The sequence below is a fragment of the Syntrophotalea sp. genome (assembly GCF_050253115.1).
In the GTDB taxonomy this organism is placed as follows: domain Bacteria; phylum Desulfobacterota; class Desulfuromonadia; order Desulfuromonadales; family Syntrophotaleaceae; genus Syntrophotalea; species Syntrophotalea acetylenica.
Map to the genome: position 1 here is coordinate 14,924 of NZ_JBFWJQ010000025.1, position 13,881 is coordinate 28,804.

Below are 13,881 nucleotides of genomic sequence, written 5' to 3' on the forward strand. Positions count from 1 at the left end.
GTTCATACCATTTTTTGAAGCTCGTGCAAAAAATTCAGCCCCTCAAGGGGAGAGATAACCGAGATATCGAGATTCGCCAGTTTTTCCCGCAGCGGATCGGCCGCGTTGTCAAACAGCGACATCTGAGCCGCCGGGAGGTTCGGGCCGTGGCCGGACCGTCGGGCCAGACGCGGCTGGCCTTCGCCGACCAGTTCGCCCGACTCGAGATTGGCCAGGATTTCCCTGGCCCGGCTTATGACGGCGTCAGGCAACCCTGCCAGCCGCGCCACCTGGATGCCGTAGGAGTGACTGGCCGGGCCTTTGACGATTTTACGCAGAAAGATGATCTGCTCATTCCACTCCCGCACGGCGATATTCAGATTTATGGCCCGATTGCAGGTAAGCGTCAGATCGGTAAGTTCATGATAATGGGTGGCGAAAAGGGTTTTGGCGGCCACCTGGCCGTTATCGTGCAAATACTCGGCCACCGCCCACGCAATGCTGATGCCATCGAAGGTCGACGTGCCCCGGCCGATCTCATCCAGCACAATCAGGCTGCGCGCCGTGGCGTGGTTGAGAATATGCGCCGCTTCGGTCATCTCGACCATGAAGGTCGATTGCCCCTGAGCCAGATTGTCGCTGGCACCCACCCGCGTGAAGATGCGGTCCACCAGCCCGATATGGGCGGATTTCGCCGGCACCAGGCTGCCCATGTGTGCCATCAGGGTAATCAGGGCAACCTGCCGCATGAAGGTCGATTTACCGGCCATGTTCGGTCCGGTGATGATCATGATCTGGTTTTCCCTGCAGTCCATCTCCACGTCATTGGGAACAAAATGTTCACCGAGATTCATGGCCTCGATGACCGGATGCCGGCCACCCTCGATCACCAGCCGATCGCTGTCATCCATGGTCGGGCAGACATAATCGCGGCTGTGGGCGACATCCGCCAGGGACAGGATGACATCGAGTTCCGCCAGAGCCTCGGCGGTCTGCTGCACACGCCGTCCCTGCAGGGCAATCTGTTCGCGCAACTGCTGAAACAGTTCGAACTCCAGTTCAAACAGCCGGTCCTCGGCACCCAGCACCTTCTCCTCGTATTCCTTGAGCTGCGGCGTGATGAAGCGTTCGGCATTGGCCAGGGTCTGTTTGCGCTGGTAATCTTCCGGCACCCGCCCGAGATGTGTGCGGGTGACCTCGATATAGTAGCCAAAAACCTTGTTGAACCGCACTTTCAGGGAGGAAATCCCGGTACGTTCGCGCTGTTCGGCTTCGAGACGGGCAATCCAGGCCTTGCCATTGCGACGGATATCCCGCAATTCATCCAGTTCGGGATGATAGCCGTCCCGCATCAGTCCCCCCTCACGAAGCACGAAAGGGGGATCCGCCACCAGCGCGCGGCCAATTAGATCGGCAACGTCCTGCAAGGGATCGATCCGCTGGCAAAAAACGCAGGCCAGGCCGGACTGCAGACTGTTCAGACCCAGCAGAATCCCGGGCAGTCGTTCCAGGGACCTGCGCAAGGCCACCAAATCCTTGGCGTTGGCGTTTCCCATGGCGATTTTACTGTTGAGGCGTTCGAGATCGTAAACCCCGTCCAGATCATCGCGCAGATCGCCGCGCAGCAAGCTCTCCACCATCAGTTCCCGCACGGCTTCATGGCGATGTTTTATGGCCTCCAGATCGACCAGGGGATGGTGAATCCACTGCCGCATCTTGCGCCCGCCCATCGCGGTAACCGTACGGTCCAGTACCCCCAGCAGCGATCCGCGGCGGCCGCCGTCCTGCAGGGTCGCCGTCAGTTCGAGATTACGCCGCGTGCTGTTGTCGAGCACCATGTAATCACAACTGTGATAAGTTACCAGCGGACGGATATGGCCGGCCATTCCCTTCTGGGTCTGCTCGACATAGTAAAGCACTGCCCCGGCCGCTCTGACCGCTTCGGGCAGACTCGCACATCCGAAGCGGTCAAGGGAGGCACAGTTGAAAAAATCCAGGAGACGCTGCTGCGACGGTTCCAGATCCACAACCCAGTCCGGAACCACATTGACCAGCCAGTTTCCGGAAACGCTTCGCAGCACCGCTTCAAGAGCCTGCCGCTGGTCTTCGGCGACGAGAATCTCGCGCGGCTGCAGGGAAACCAGTTCGCTGCGGGCGGCGTCGCAGCCCTCGGCCTGCGTCACCCGGAACTCGCCCGTCGTGATATCCAGTACAGCGACGCCGCAACCCTTTTTGTCGGCCAGGGAGACCGCCGCGAGAAAGTTGTTCTCGTTGGGCGTCAGCGTGTCGCTGTCCACCACAAGGCCGGGGGTTATGACACGCACAACCTCCCGTCTGACAATTCCTTTGGCGACCTTGGGGTCTTCGACCTGCTCACAGATCGCAACTTTGCGTCCTGCCTCGACCAGTTTGGCCACATAGGGCTGGCAGCTGTGGTAGGGAATGCCGCACAGGGGAACTTCTTCGGCGGACCCCTTGTTGCGGGAAGTCAGGGTAATATCGAGAATCCGTGAAGCGGTGACGGCATCCTCCATGAACATCTCATAAAAATCGCCAAGCCTGAAGAACAGGATGGCATCGGGATATTGCGCCTTGATTTCCATATACTGGCGCATCATGGGGGTCGGTTGGCTCATGATCTGGCAAAATCCTGCGGCATTCGGCAAACACCGAAAAAAACAGTCTTCCTCAGCTAGTTCCGGATGGGCACAACGCCTTCTCCGGACAAAAACTCGATAAAAGATTAAAAATTACGGTCATGTTAGCAAACCGTAGCGGCTAAGTAAACAAGCATTGGCCGCACAAAACAGACGATTTCCGGCACCTTTTCTGACCCTGAAACAGGGCCGCTCCAGCAAGGCCACAGGTAAAAACCGGCGCGGATGGCTTATACTTGAAGCAGTGCGCAGAGCAGACTCGATTTTCCGGTGAAATTTATGCTAGTATCCATCCGGAAACTCCGGATGGATGCAGCGTAGTTTTCATTCTTAAAAGCCAAAAAAAACACCGGCAGCCAACCGTTTTTCGCGATCCCTGCCGGCGCCGGCCATGAAGCAGCCTCTCACTGAATTCAAACCGCCGATGAATATGCCCAAAAATCCTAAAATTCGCGCCGCACATATTTCCATGATGACGGCCACAGGCTTGACAGTGCTGAAACTGGTCACGGGGTGGTTGACCGGATCGATGGCGGTGCTCTCTTCGGCGATCGATTCCCTGCTGGACATTATCATGTCCGTGGCCAATTTTCTCGCTATCCGCCATGCGGAGCAGCCCGCGGACCCCAAACACCCCTTCGGTCACGGCAAATTCGAGACCCTGGCAACCATTATCCAGGCTCTGATCATCGGCCTTTCCGGTTCCTGGGTCTGTTACGAGTCAGCCCACCGGTTGCTGACCGGGGTCACCCTGGGTCGCCTCGAAGGCGGTATGATCGTCCTGGCCTTCAGCGCCATCGTCTCCTGGCGGATCGGCCGGTTTCTGCTGCGCACCGCCCGCGAAACAGAATCGAGCGCACTGAAGGCCGACGCGCTGCACTTCACCATGGACGTCTATACCAACCTGACCCTGCTGGCCGGTCTGGTGGCCATCCGCCTCTTCAAGATCGCGTGGCTCGATCCGGCGCTGTCCATTGTCGTGGCCCTGTACATTTTCTATCAGGCTTTCGGATTGTTTCGCTACGGACTGGGTGACATTCTCGATGAACGGCTTCCCGAAACCATTCGCGCGGAGATCGCCAGGATCATCGACCAGCACAGTGACCATCTCATCGGCTACCACCGGCTTCGTACCCGTCGGGCAGGCTCGCAGAAGATCATCGATTTTCATCTCACCCTGTGCAGACACATGTCGGTCGAGGAAGCCCACGAAATCGCCGACCACCTGGAAAGCCACATGAAGGAAAAAATCGGCCGTGCCGACATTACCATCCATGTAGAGCCGTGTCCCTACGAGGTCTGTCCCGGCCGACACAAATGCCCCGGCGATTATCCTCTGATCAAGGATACAAACACGACACCGGAGCAGACGGATCGCTCCTGATCACCCGGTTGGCTCGAGCTCCCACGCGGCCCCACCCTGCGGCATTGGATTTATCAGCGCCCCAAATGGATGCCGAGCTGCTCCGCCGTCCAGGCCAGGTTCCCGGCCGGATCCACCAGGTTCTGGCCGTCCACGGCATGTTCGATGGGGATACTCACGACGTTGCGACCTCGCAATGCGACCATGGTGCCGTATTCATGTTTTTCGATGAGTTCGACGGCCTGCACGCCGAAACGACTGGCCAGAATACGGTCAAAAGGCGATGGAGTGCCACCGCGTTGAGTGTGCCCCAGCACCACCACCCGGGTTTCAAGACCCTTGCGCCGTTCGATTTCCCCGGCAACGAAATGGCCGATGCCGCCCAGCCGCTCCAGCCCGTGAGTCTGCTCGGCGGTGGCCTGCACAACCTTGCTCCCACCTCGGGGGAAGGCCCCTTCCGCAACCACCACTATGGAAAAGCGGCTGCCGGCCTGGCGCCGGCGCATGATATGCTCGCAGACAAGATCCAGATCGAATGGTATCTCCGGCAACAGGATCACCTCCGCCGAACCGGCGATGCCCGATTCCAGGGCAATCCAGCCCGCGTCCCGCCCCATGACCTCGACAACCATGACCCGGTGGTGGCTTTCGGCCGTGGTTTGCAGCCGGTCAAGGGCTTCGGTAACAATACCGACAGCGGTGTTGTAACCGAAAGTGACATCCGTCTCCCGCAGATCGTTATCGATGGTCTTGGGCACCCCGACCATTGGCATGCCCAGGTGGCTCAGCCGCCGCGCGATCTTGAGCGTACCGTCGCCACCAACAGCGACCAGCGCATCCGCTCCCAGACGGTGAAAATTATCCACAACCCGTTGCGACACATCGCACAGGGAAATATTGCCGTCGCTGTCGGTGAGCGGATAGCGAAACGGGTTGCCCCGGTTGCTCGTGCCGAGAATCGTTCCGCCACGTGGCAGGATACCGCGCACCGCGCGGATGTCGAGTTCACGGCAACGCGGACCTTCGACCAGTCCGTCAAAGCCGTCCTCGATCCCCAGAACACGCCATCCACGCTGCAGAACCGCGGCACGCACCACCGCCCGGATAACGCCGTTCAGTCCAGGGCAATCCCCACCGCCATTCAGGATGGCAATACATCGACTCATAAGTAAAATCCCTCCGTGGCGCAAGATGGATGCATTCGTAAAAAACCCGCTGGTTCCCCAGGCAACCCGAAAGAATTCACCGATCGGCATGCGCCGCCTGACGCTGCCGCCATTAAATCATTTCACGCACCAGTTGGGCGGCACCAAGGATGCCTGCCTGACTGCCCAAAGCGGCCTTCACCACCTGCAGCCTTTGGGCGGTTACGCCGAACGCCCGCCGATCAATTTCGGTGCGAAGCGACGGTATGAAAAGATCAAAACTGTCGGCGACGCCGCCGCCGATAACGACACCGTCAAGGTTCAAAAGGTTGGCAACGCCAGCCAAAACCTGGCCGATACAACATCCGGCCATGGCAAACGCCTGCTGCGCCGCTTCGCAGCCCTGCCGAGCAGCGGCCGCCACCTCTTCGGCACTGCGGATGCGGGCATACCGGGGGGCAACCATGGCAGAACGGGATCGAAGTTGATGGAACGCCCGCAGGATGGAGGGTCCGGACGCGTATTGTTCAAGACAGCCGCGGGATCCGCAGCCGCAGGGATACCCCCCCGGCCTTACAACGACGTGCCCTATTTCTCCGGCCGCGCCATCGGCACCGTACCACAGCTGGCGCGCCAGAATCAGTCCGCCACCGACACCGGTACCAAGGGTCATCATCAAAAAACTGCCGAACCCCCTGCCGGCGCCCCGCTGCGCTTCACCCAACGCAATGGCGTTGACATCGTTGACCACACGCACCGCAATGCCGAGTTCGGCCTCAAGCCGGCTGGTCAGTGCGAAACCATCGAGCGCTGCAAGATTCGGGGCCTCCCTGACCGTGCCGTCGCGAGCCACGAGACCGGGAACCCCGATTCCCAAACCGGTCACAGGGCAACCCCGCAGCTCCCCCTCGCCCATCAGCGATCGGCAGAAATCAACCAGACGCGCCCAAAAAACGTCGAACCCTTCGGCAATGGCGGTCTCGATACGTTGCGGAGCGACAATTTCACCGTTGGCGCCGACCAGGGCGCCCCGGCAGTTGGTCCCCCCGAGATCGATACCGATCACGGTCTGCTGTTTCATGGCGACTTGACGTATTCCGTAGCGATGGCCAGCTTGCCGAAGCCGTGAACCTTGGCCATATCCATCAACCGCACCACCTGCCCATGACGGGCGTCCCTGTCGGCCAGCAGAACGAAGGTCATGCCACGGGCGGCGGGGCCATAGGCTCGCAATCGGCTTTCGAGTTGTTCCTGAGTCACTTTTTCCTGGCCAAGAGAGATATCGCCGTTCCGGGACTGATAGACCTTGACCTCGCGGACCTCGGTTTTGGATGCCTGGGAAGAGGATTCGGGAAGTTTGACATCGATGCCGGGCGATTCCACAAAGGTTGTCGAGATCATGAAAAAAATCAGCAACAGAAATACCACGTCGACCATCGATGTCAAATCGACCCGGGGAGTTTCGCGCTTTTTACGAAGAAAGGCCATGAATCATTCCCCCAGCAGATCAACCAGGCGCAAGGAACTTTCTTCCATTTTGAGCACCATGTGATCCAGGCGGCTGGTCAGATACTTGTGCAGCAGGATGACCGGGATGGCCACCGACAGCCCCGCGGCAGTGGTGATCAGCGCTTCCGATATGCCGCCGCCAAGCGTTTCCGGAGTGCCCATACCGACCGTGGCGATAACGGTAAAGGCACGGATCATGCCGAGCACGGTCCCCAGCAGACCAAGCAGGGGTGAAATCGTGGCAATGGTCCCGAGCAAGCCAAGAAACCGCTCCAGCGGCGCGGCTTCCCGGCTGCCGGTTTCCTCGACCACGGTCTTGATCTGATCCCGGGAACGGCCGTGGGCGCGCAGCGCCGAAAGCAGAATCCTCGACAAGGGCGTATCGCTACGCTGGCAGACAACGACAGCCTCGTCGATACGGTTTTTCAGGACCAGCTGCTCCACGTCCCGCACCAGCTCGTCACGCCCTCTGCCGACCCTGAAAAACGTCCACAGCCGTTCGAAAAATATCGCCAGAGCCATAATCGAACAGAGCAGAATGGGATACATCAGGGGGCCACCCTTTTGAAAAAGTTCAAGCATTGTACGGATATTCCTTTCAAAGGTTGATAAACAGTGTGTGCCTAAAAATCTCGAATCAACATCAGGTTACAATATCCAAAAACTTCATTTACAGAGGTATTTTACAGACGCAAATCAATCCGGACAGCGACATCCCACTTCATCGGGAACCGATTTGAATCCCTCCAGAAGAATGGCGTAGGTTTCCTCGAGGTGCTGGGGGATGACCCTGACCTCGGCGAATACCGGCATGAAATTGGTATCCCCGGTCCAGCGGGGCACGATATGCATATGCAGGTGATCGGCGACGCCGGCACCGGCTATTTTACCCAGATTCATACCGATATTGAAACCCTGCGGCTTAAGGCATTGTTGCATCACCATCCGGCATCGGCGAAGCAGCAGCAGCATCTCGGCGGATTCTTCCGGCTCGAGATCGAGAATATCGGGAATGTGCCGGTAGGGTGCGATCAACAAATGGCCATTGGTATAGGGAAATTTATTCATAACCACAAAAGCGTGCCGCCCCCGCCACAGGATGAGCCGCTCGGCATCCTCGCCAAGGATATCGCGAACACAGAAAACGCAACAGTCTTTTGCCTGCTTATCCTTGCACTCCAGATAGGTCATGCGCCAGGGTGCCCAAAGATGTTTCATGTTATCCCCTTTTCACCCTTTCAGGTCCAAAACAATGCTCGTCGATTGGCAGAATCTTCCCGCGAATGCCGGAACCGTCGACTTCCAGTATGCCGACACTGGCCCGATGGCCTCCCCGCGGACTGATGGCACTGCCGGGATTGAACAGCAAAAGCCTCCCCAGATGCCGGCAGTCCGGCATATGGGAATGCCCGTAGACCAGGCAGTCAAGAGAATCTCCGGAAAATTCCTGCAGGATGCGCTCCGCAAGTCCGTCCGGCGCCCCCCAGCCATGCATCATGCCGAACCGGTATCCGGCAACCTCGAACACCTTGCGCAGCGGCAGGCGGACATCGGCAGGGTCCATATTGCCCCGTACGGCATGCACCGTTCGGGGGTAAAAGGCGCAGAGCACCGAGGGATCGACCAGATCCCCGGCGTGAAGAATCATCCCGACATCCCGGAACACGGTTTTTTCGATGGTATCCAGAAAACCGGCACCGCTCAAGGCGTGCCGCAGGTGCGTGTCGGAAAGTACGCCGATTCTGACCATGACCTTATTGCCCTTTTGCAGGTGGAAGACACCTGCACGGATGGGAAACTTTGCCCATTTCTACAGCCTGCAACCAGGGCTGTCAATCCCTATCCGTTGATCTTTCCGGCATAATACATTTCATCAAGATTACCAGATCAAAAGCGTCCGGCCCGCGGCTGCGCTCTTTTATTTTCGAACCTTTGCTGCTATAGTGGCGCGTCTGCGGTTTGGTGCTGAAACTATACAATGTCCATAAAAAAACGCTGGCGGCTCGTGATTTTGTCGTCAGCACGAAGTAGGAGACTCCCATGCAGTACATGAGCACGCGCGGCCGAATCAGCGGCCTGGACTTCAAAGACGCCGTGATGATGGGCCTGGCGGACGATGGCGGGCTGCTTTTGCCGCAGCAAATCCCGGCCCTGAGCCGAGGCGACATCGCCGCATTGACCAGAATGGCCTATCCGGATCTGGCGTTTCGCATTATTTCGCTGTTCGCCGGAAGTATCCCCGCAGCGGACCTGAAACATCTTATCGACAGATCCTACCAGGCCTTTGACCACGACGAAGTAACGCCGGTCGTCCACAGGGACGGCATCTATGTGCTGGAGCTGTTTCACGGTCCGACCCTGGCCTTCAAGGACGTCGCGCTGCAGTTTCTCGGCAACATGTTCGAATACCTTCTCAAGGAACGCGGCGCGCACATGAACATCCTCGGCGCCACCTCCGGAGACACCGGGAGCGCGGCCATTTACGGCGTACGGGGCAAGCAGAACATCAACATCTTCATCCTGCATCCTCATCAAAGGGTTTCGCCGATTCAGGAACTGCAGATGACCACCGTTACCGACCCCAACGTCTTCAATCTCGCGATTCGCGGCACCTTCGACGACGGTCAGCGCATCGTCAAGGAAATCTTCGGCGATCTGGCGTTCAAGAGTCGCATGGCCCTTGGCGCGATCAATTCGATCAATTGGGCCAGGGTGCTCGCGCAGGTCGTCTATTATTTTTACGCCTTTGGACGCGTTCAACGCGCCACAAGCTGCGAGGAAGTCTACTTTTCGGTTCCAACCGGCAACTTCGGCGATATCTTCGCCGGCTATATCGCCAAGCGCATGGGGCTGCCCATCCGCCGGCTGATTCTCGCCACCAACGAAAACGACATCCTGACGCGCTTCATCAACCAGGGCGATTATTCGACCGCCCAGGTGGTGCCGACCCCTTCGCCATCCATGGATATTCAGCTGGCCAGTAATTTTGAACGCTACCTGTTTTACCTTTACGGCCAGAATCCGGGCCGTGTCAATGATGCCATGTCCCGGCTGGCGGCAACAGGCCGTCTGGAATTCACGGCCGAGGAACTGGCTTGCGTCGGCCGAGATTTCATGGCCGGTTCCGCCACCCGCCAGGAAACTCTCGACACCATTCGCGCCTTCCATGCCGCGACGGGCTACATCCTCGATCCGCACACCGCCGTCGGCGTCAAGGTCGGAAAAGAACTGACTGGCGGCGAAGTACCGCTGGTATGCCTGGCAACGGCCCATCCGGCAAAATTCGGCGATGCGGTCAGAGAAGCCATCGGCCAGGATCCCGTACTGCCGCCGGTTTTCCGCGATCTTGACAAAAAGGAAAAACGCTGCGAACTCATCGATGCCGACACCGGGTCCGTCAGGGAGTACCTTCAAAAAAATGCCCTGGCATAACAATTTCCGGGTTTCGAAACAAAACCCCCGTTTGCGGCGACGTAACGGGGGTTTTGTTTCCGGTACGCAACAGAAGGTCAGGCAATCCAGCGCCTTTGAATACTGTAAAGGCTCAGCAAAAACAGGCCGACACAGAATGCCGCCAGAACGGTCATGGCCAAAAACACCGGCATGATAAACTCGCCGCGCACCGAGCCATGCAACATGGCCGCTCCGTAAGTCAAAGGCAACAGATAGGAAAGCGGTCGTAAAAACACCGGAAGCGTGCTGATCGGGAAAAACAGCCCGCACAGAAAAAGCATCGGAAAACGGAAAAAATTGGAAAAGGTCTGCGCCTCGAAAACCTCGCTTACTGCCACTGCGATAAAAAGCCCCAGAAAAGTCGAAGCCACCGACAGAAGAAATACGGCCGCCACGAACACGCCCCACCGCATGCCGCTCAAATCGACCCAGAAGGCCGCCATGACGACCGGTACAAAGGCATTGAAAAAACCGAACAGAATGGCGCCGGAGGTTTTGGCCAACATCAGCAATTCCAGCGGAATGGGCGCCAGCAGCAACCGTTCGAAAGAGTGGTTTTTCTTTTCAAAAGTAACAGTCACCGACAGCAAGGACGTGGTACCGAAGAGGATGGACAGCCCAACCACGCCCGGGAGCACGGACAAGATACTCTCCACCCCCCTGCCTGATTTGATAAAAAACATACCTGTCCAGGCAATGGGAAAAATGATCCCCCAGCTGAGGTTGGGCGGCTTGAGGTAATAGGTTCGAAAATCCTTGAGCAGGATATTCCAGAAAGCAATCCAGAGTTTCATTGCCCACCTCCTTTTTTCTCCTTTTCCCTGCCCATGGCATCGGCGCCGATGCCGGTGACCTCCACAAATACGTCTTCGAGGCTCGGCCTGATTTTCCGGATTTCCGACACTTCGGCTCCTTTTTCCTCCAGAAAGCGTACCAGGGGGCCGACATGCACAGGGACGGTGGCTTCCACGCGAATAACACGGGACTGCGAACAGAAAAATTGCAGGCCGGGAAACGCCCGGGCCAGATCATCCGCAAGATTGCCCACGTCCGAATCCGAGTTCAAGGATATCTGCAGGACATGTTTGGCCCGGACCGGTTGCAACAGGTTGTCAACCGTATCGACCTTGACGATCCGGCCGCCGGTGATAAAAGCGATGCGGTCGCAGAGTCGCTCCGCTTCCTCGATGTAATGGGTGGTCAGAAAAATAGTGGTTCCCTGTTGGTTCAACTCCGCGATCAACCGACGCAACTGCCGGGCGCTGCCAACATCGATGCCGGTGGTGGGCTCGTCCAGAAACAGGATTGCGGGCCGGTGAATGATGCCGGCGGCAATGGTCAACTTGCGCTTCATGCCTTTGGAATATGTGCCGAACTTGCGATCGGCCGCTTTCACCAGATCGAAAATTTCCAGCAACCGGAGCGCCCTCGCCCGGCGTTCCGGTTTGGCCATGCCGTACAGGGCCGCGCAGAAACACAGATTGTCAAAACCGCTCAGTTCCGCATAAAGATTGCTCTCATCAGGAACCACCCCGACAAGACGTTGGGCGGCACGCGGATTGTTCGAACAATCGATGCCGCCAATGTGGATCGTACCGGCATCCGCACGCGCCAGGCCGGTAAGAATGTTGATGGTCGTGGTCTTGCCGGCGCCATTGGGCCCCAGGAAGCCATACAATTCACCGCTGCGCACGTTGAAATCGACTCCGGCGAGCGCCTGAACCACACCAAAGCGTTTGGCAAGCCCCGCGACACGAATGGCAATATCATTATCGAAACCCATGGCATTCCCCTTTTCAGATTGCAGTTGAACCTCAGATTGCAGTTGAACCTTATCCCCCCGTTACTTATATTGATTCACGAAAACGGTGGATGTACGCGCTCGTTGCCTGGTTCGAAGGTGACAAATTATTGCGAGTGAGAGACGAACCCCAGCGCACCCGAGGATACGTCAAAATAAAGGAGATCGGAAATGAAAGTCGGGATCATCAGATGTCAGCAAACGGAAGACATGTGCCCTGGCAACACGGATTTCAAAGTCGCCGCCACGGGCAAAATGGCCTTCGCGGAAATCGGACCCTGCGAAATCATCGGCTTTGTCAGTTGCGGCGGGTGCCCTGGAAAACGTGCCGTCCAGAGGGCGAAGTTGATGGTGGACCGGGGCGCCGAAGCCATCGTTCTGGCTTCCTGTATTTCAAAGGGAAACCCCATAGGCGTTCCATGCCCACACTTTGAAATCATGCGGGAAGCGATTGCCAAAAAAGTCGGTGACCAAATCCGGATCATCGATTGGACCCATTAAAAATCCGCCCTTTCCAGAGCGTTTCCCTACATGGGAGCGGGAGTTCTCTGAATCATCAAAACCGCCTGTTACGGGGCATCCTCTTTCGATGTGCCGGACTGCGGCCTATTGAACTCCCGCATGAAAATTTCCCAGAACGCAATAAACAGTGCGGCTACCAAGGGCCCGAGCACAAAACCGTTTATGCCGAACAACGCAAAGCCGCCGAGGGTTGAAAGCAGCACGACATAATCCGGCAGCTTTGTATCCCGACCCACCAGAAGCGGCCGCAGGATATTGTCGGCCAAACCGATAACAAACGCACCGAATGCGGCAAGAATCAGTCCCTGAGGCCATGCACCAACAGCAAACAGATAAATGGCGACCGGCCCCCAGATCAACCCGGCGCCAACAACCGGAATCAAGGAAAGCAGCGTCATCACCACGCCCCAAAGCAGAGCACCCCGGATATCGAGAACCCAGAATATGAAGCCTCCCAGCATTCCCTGAACGGTGGCAACCAACAGATTACCCTTGACGGTCGCACGCACGACCTCGGCAAACTTGGCGATAAGCAGATGTTCCCGCTCGTCCCCCAACGGCAAGGCGCGCACGAGCAGGCCCACCAGTTTCTCGCCATCGCGAAGCATGAAAAACGCTACATAAAGCATCAGGCCGAGATTGATGAAAAACTGCAGCGTGCCCTGCCCGAATTCAATGGCATTCTGGGCAAGATAGCCGCTGGCACCGAGAAACGCATCGGAAAGTTGCGTCTGGACACTGTTGAAGTCCAGATTGAGACGCTCGAAAAAATGCCTGATCGCCGGAAACGCCGTCTGTATTTGTTCGATGCGGGCGCCAATATCGAAATCGCCGCTCTGCAGACGCCGGTAGAAACTGACGCCTTCCTGGATAAACGAGCCAATCACAAACAGTGCGGGAACGATGCCTATCACCAGACAAGCCAGAAGCGTTGTCAATGCGGCCACATTGGGTTTGGGCCGGCCTGCTGCCAGCAAACGGCGGTACAAAGGTGAAAAAATCAGGCCGATGATGCATGCCCAGAAAATCGCCCCCCAAAATGGCTTGAGCAAAATCAGGAAGAGCACGCTCACCAGCACCAGTGTCGTCAGGAATGAGCGTTTTTCCAGACGACCCTGCTCCGCTCTGTGCATTTCGGATTTTTTATTCATCGATTTCGATGTCTCGATATGCTGTCGTGTGAATCTTACGCGCGGCCACACCGCATAAACTAACCTGCGACTCATTTAAAAACAAGAACCATCCATGAAAAGCCTAACCGATTGCCGGGTTGCGTTCGCTTTCAGGCTGAACGGGACACTTTCCACGATAGGCTTCACAGCACACAAGCGCATAACGCCGAGAAATGGAGGGTGCGTCGACCTGGCACAAAACAGTCTTAAAGCCTCCGCGCCCTGTAACTCCGTGGTAATAAAAACCGAAATCATCTCGTACAACCACTTCCCGGCAACC

The 13,881-nt window shown here is 57.3% G+C and carries 13 protein-coding genes; 3 read left to right on the forward strand and 10 right to left on the reverse strand.

Annotation, left to right across the window (positions count from 1 at the left end):
* Window positions 1–2 precede the first annotated feature (2 nt).
* Window positions 3–2,615, reverse strand: coding sequence for a DNA mismatch repair protein MutS (mutS, locus tag AB7E65_RS04480; RefSeq protein WP_428745342.1), 2,613 nt, complete (start codon window positions 2,613–2,615; stop codon window positions 3–5).
* A 412-nt stretch (window positions 2,616–3,027) separates the two neighbouring features.
* Here mutS and AB7E65_RS04485 point away from each other — a divergent pair, with 412 nt between their 5' ends.
* The gene (locus AB7E65_RS04485; protein ID WP_428745343.1) at window positions 3,028–4,020 is read left to right on the forward strand and encodes a cation diffusion facilitator family transporter; all 993 of its coding nucleotides are present in this window, start codon (window positions 3,028–3,030) and stop codon (window positions 4,018–4,020) included.
* Window positions 4,021–4,073: 53 nt separating this feature from the next.
* Here AB7E65_RS04485 and AB7E65_RS04490 read toward each other — a convergent pair whose 3' ends face one another.
* The 6 genes from AB7E65_RS04490 to AB7E65_RS04515 form a co-directional block, all read right to left on the reverse strand.
* Window positions 4,074–5,165 carry a 6-phosphofructokinase gene (locus tag AB7E65_RS04490; RefSeq protein ID WP_428745344.1) on the reverse strand — a complete coding sequence of 364 codons (1,092 nt, stop codon included), beginning with the start codon at window positions 5,163–5,165 and terminating at the stop codon, window positions 4,074–4,076.
* 112 nt (window positions 5,166–5,277) lie between these two features.
* Window positions 5,278–6,225 (reverse strand): ROK family protein, encoded by a 948-nt coding sequence (locus AB7E65_RS04495; RefSeq protein WP_428745345.1) that lies wholly within the window; start codon window positions 6,223–6,225, stop codon window positions 5,278–5,280.
* Window positions 6,222–6,632, reverse strand: coding sequence for an ExbD/TolR family protein (locus AB7E65_RS04500; protein ID WP_428745346.1), 411 nt, complete (start codon window positions 6,630–6,632; stop codon window positions 6,222–6,224). Before AB7E65_RS04500 ends, AB7E65_RS04495 begins: the two co-directional genes overlap by 4 nt.
* Before the next feature lie 3 nt (window positions 6,633–6,635).
* Window positions 6,636–7,235: a MotA/TolQ/ExbB proton channel family protein gene (locus AB7E65_RS04505; RefSeq protein ID WP_320361918.1), complete on the reverse strand. Its 600-nt coding sequence runs from the start codon at window positions 7,233–7,235 to the stop codon at window positions 6,636–6,638.
* Window positions 7,236–7,349: 114 nt separating this feature from the next.
* Entirely contained in the window at window positions 7,350–7,871 is a 522-nt protein-coding gene (locus AB7E65_RS04510; protein WP_428745347.1) for an HIT family protein, read from the reverse strand.
* 1 nt (window position 7,872) lies between these two features.
* On the reverse strand, window positions 7,873–8,403 hold the full coding sequence (locus AB7E65_RS04515) for a metallophosphoesterase family protein (protein WP_428745348.1): 531 nt from the start codon (window positions 8,401–8,403) through the stop codon (window positions 7,873–7,875).
* Window positions 8,404–8,693: 290 nt separating this feature from the next.
* On the opposite strand from AB7E65_RS04515, the gene thrC reads away from it, so the two are divergent.
* On the forward strand, window positions 8,694–10,085 hold the full coding sequence (gene thrC, locus AB7E65_RS04520; RefSeq protein WP_428745349.1) for a threonine synthase: 1,392 nt from the start codon (window positions 8,694–8,696) through the stop codon (window positions 10,083–10,085).
* Between the two features lie 77 nt (window positions 10,086–10,162).
* Here thrC and AB7E65_RS04525 read toward each other — a convergent pair whose 3' ends face one another.
* Both AB7E65_RS04525 and AB7E65_RS04530 read right to left on the reverse strand, forming a co-directional pair.
* Window positions 10,163–10,900, reverse strand: coding sequence for an ABC transporter permease (locus AB7E65_RS04525; RefSeq protein WP_072287775.1), 738 nt, complete (start codon window positions 10,898–10,900; stop codon window positions 10,163–10,165).
* Window positions 10,897–11,889, reverse strand: coding sequence for an ABC transporter ATP-binding protein (locus tag AB7E65_RS04530; RefSeq protein WP_428745350.1), 993 nt, complete (start codon window positions 11,887–11,889; stop codon window positions 10,897–10,899). Before AB7E65_RS04530 ends, AB7E65_RS04525 begins: the two co-directional genes overlap by 4 nt.
* 189 nt (window positions 11,890–12,078) lie before the next feature.
* Here AB7E65_RS04530 and AB7E65_RS04535 point away from each other — a divergent pair, with 189 nt between their 5' ends.
* On the forward strand, window positions 12,079–12,408 hold the full coding sequence (locus tag AB7E65_RS04535) for a CGGC domain-containing protein (protein WP_072287777.1): 330 nt from the start codon (window positions 12,079–12,081) through the stop codon (window positions 12,406–12,408).
* 68 nt (window positions 12,409–12,476) lie between these two features.
* Here AB7E65_RS04535 and AB7E65_RS04540 read toward each other — a convergent pair whose 3' ends face one another.
* Window positions 12,477–13,580: an AI-2E family transporter gene (locus AB7E65_RS04540; protein ID WP_072287778.1), complete on the reverse strand. Its 1,104-nt coding sequence runs from the start codon at window positions 13,578–13,580 to the stop codon at window positions 12,477–12,479.
* Window positions 13,581–13,881: the final 301 nt, after the last annotated feature.

Excerpts from the sequence above, each read along its gene's own strand:
- mutS (WP_428745342.1), bottom strand. The coding sequence starts at position 2,615 with ATGAGCCAACCGACCCCCATGATGCGCCAGTATATGGAAATCAAGGCG.
- thrC (WP_428745349.1), top strand. The coding sequence starts at position 8,694 with ATGCAGTACATGAGCACGCGCGGCCGAATCAGCGGCCTGGACTTCAAA.
- AB7E65_RS04490 (WP_428745344.1), bottom strand. The coding sequence starts at position 5,165 with ATGAGTCGATGTATTGCCATCCTGAATGGCGGTGGGGATTGCCCTGGA.
- AB7E65_RS04535 (WP_072287777.1), top strand. The coding sequence starts at position 12,079 with ATGAAAGTCGGGATCATCAGATGTCAGCAAACGGAAGACATGTGCCCT.
- AB7E65_RS04495 (WP_428745345.1), bottom strand. The coding sequence starts at position 6,225 with ATGAAACAGCAGACCGTGATCGGTATCGATCTCGGGGGGACCAACTGC.
- AB7E65_RS04515 (WP_428745348.1), bottom strand. The coding sequence starts at position 8,403 with ATGGTCAGAATCGGCGTACTTTCCGACACGCACCTGCGGCACGCCTTG.
- AB7E65_RS04540 (WP_072287778.1), bottom strand. The coding sequence starts at position 13,580 with ATGAATAAAAAATCCGAAATGCACAGAGCGGAGCAGGGTCGTCTGGAA.
- AB7E65_RS04530 (WP_428745350.1), bottom strand. The coding sequence starts at position 11,889 with ATGGGTTTCGATAATGATATTGCCATTCGTGTCGCGGGGCTTGCCAAA.
- AB7E65_RS04525 (WP_072287775.1), bottom strand. The coding sequence starts at position 10,900 with ATGAAACTCTGGATTGCTTTCTGGAATATCCTGCTCAAGGATTTTCGA.
- AB7E65_RS04510 (WP_428745347.1), bottom strand. The coding sequence starts at position 7,871 with ATGAAACATCTTTGGGCACCCTGGCGCATGACCTATCTGGAGTGCAAG.
- AB7E65_RS04500 (WP_428745346.1), bottom strand. The coding sequence starts at position 6,632 with ATGGCCTTTCTTCGTAAAAAGCGCGAAACTCCCCGGGTCGATTTGACA.
- AB7E65_RS04505 (WP_320361918.1), bottom strand. The coding sequence starts at position 7,235 with ATGCTTGAACTTTTTCAAAAGGGTGGCCCCCTGATGTATCCCATTCTG.
- AB7E65_RS04485 (WP_428745343.1), top strand. The coding sequence starts at position 3,028 with ATGAAGCAGCCTCTCACTGAATTCAAACCGCCGATGAATATGCCCAAA.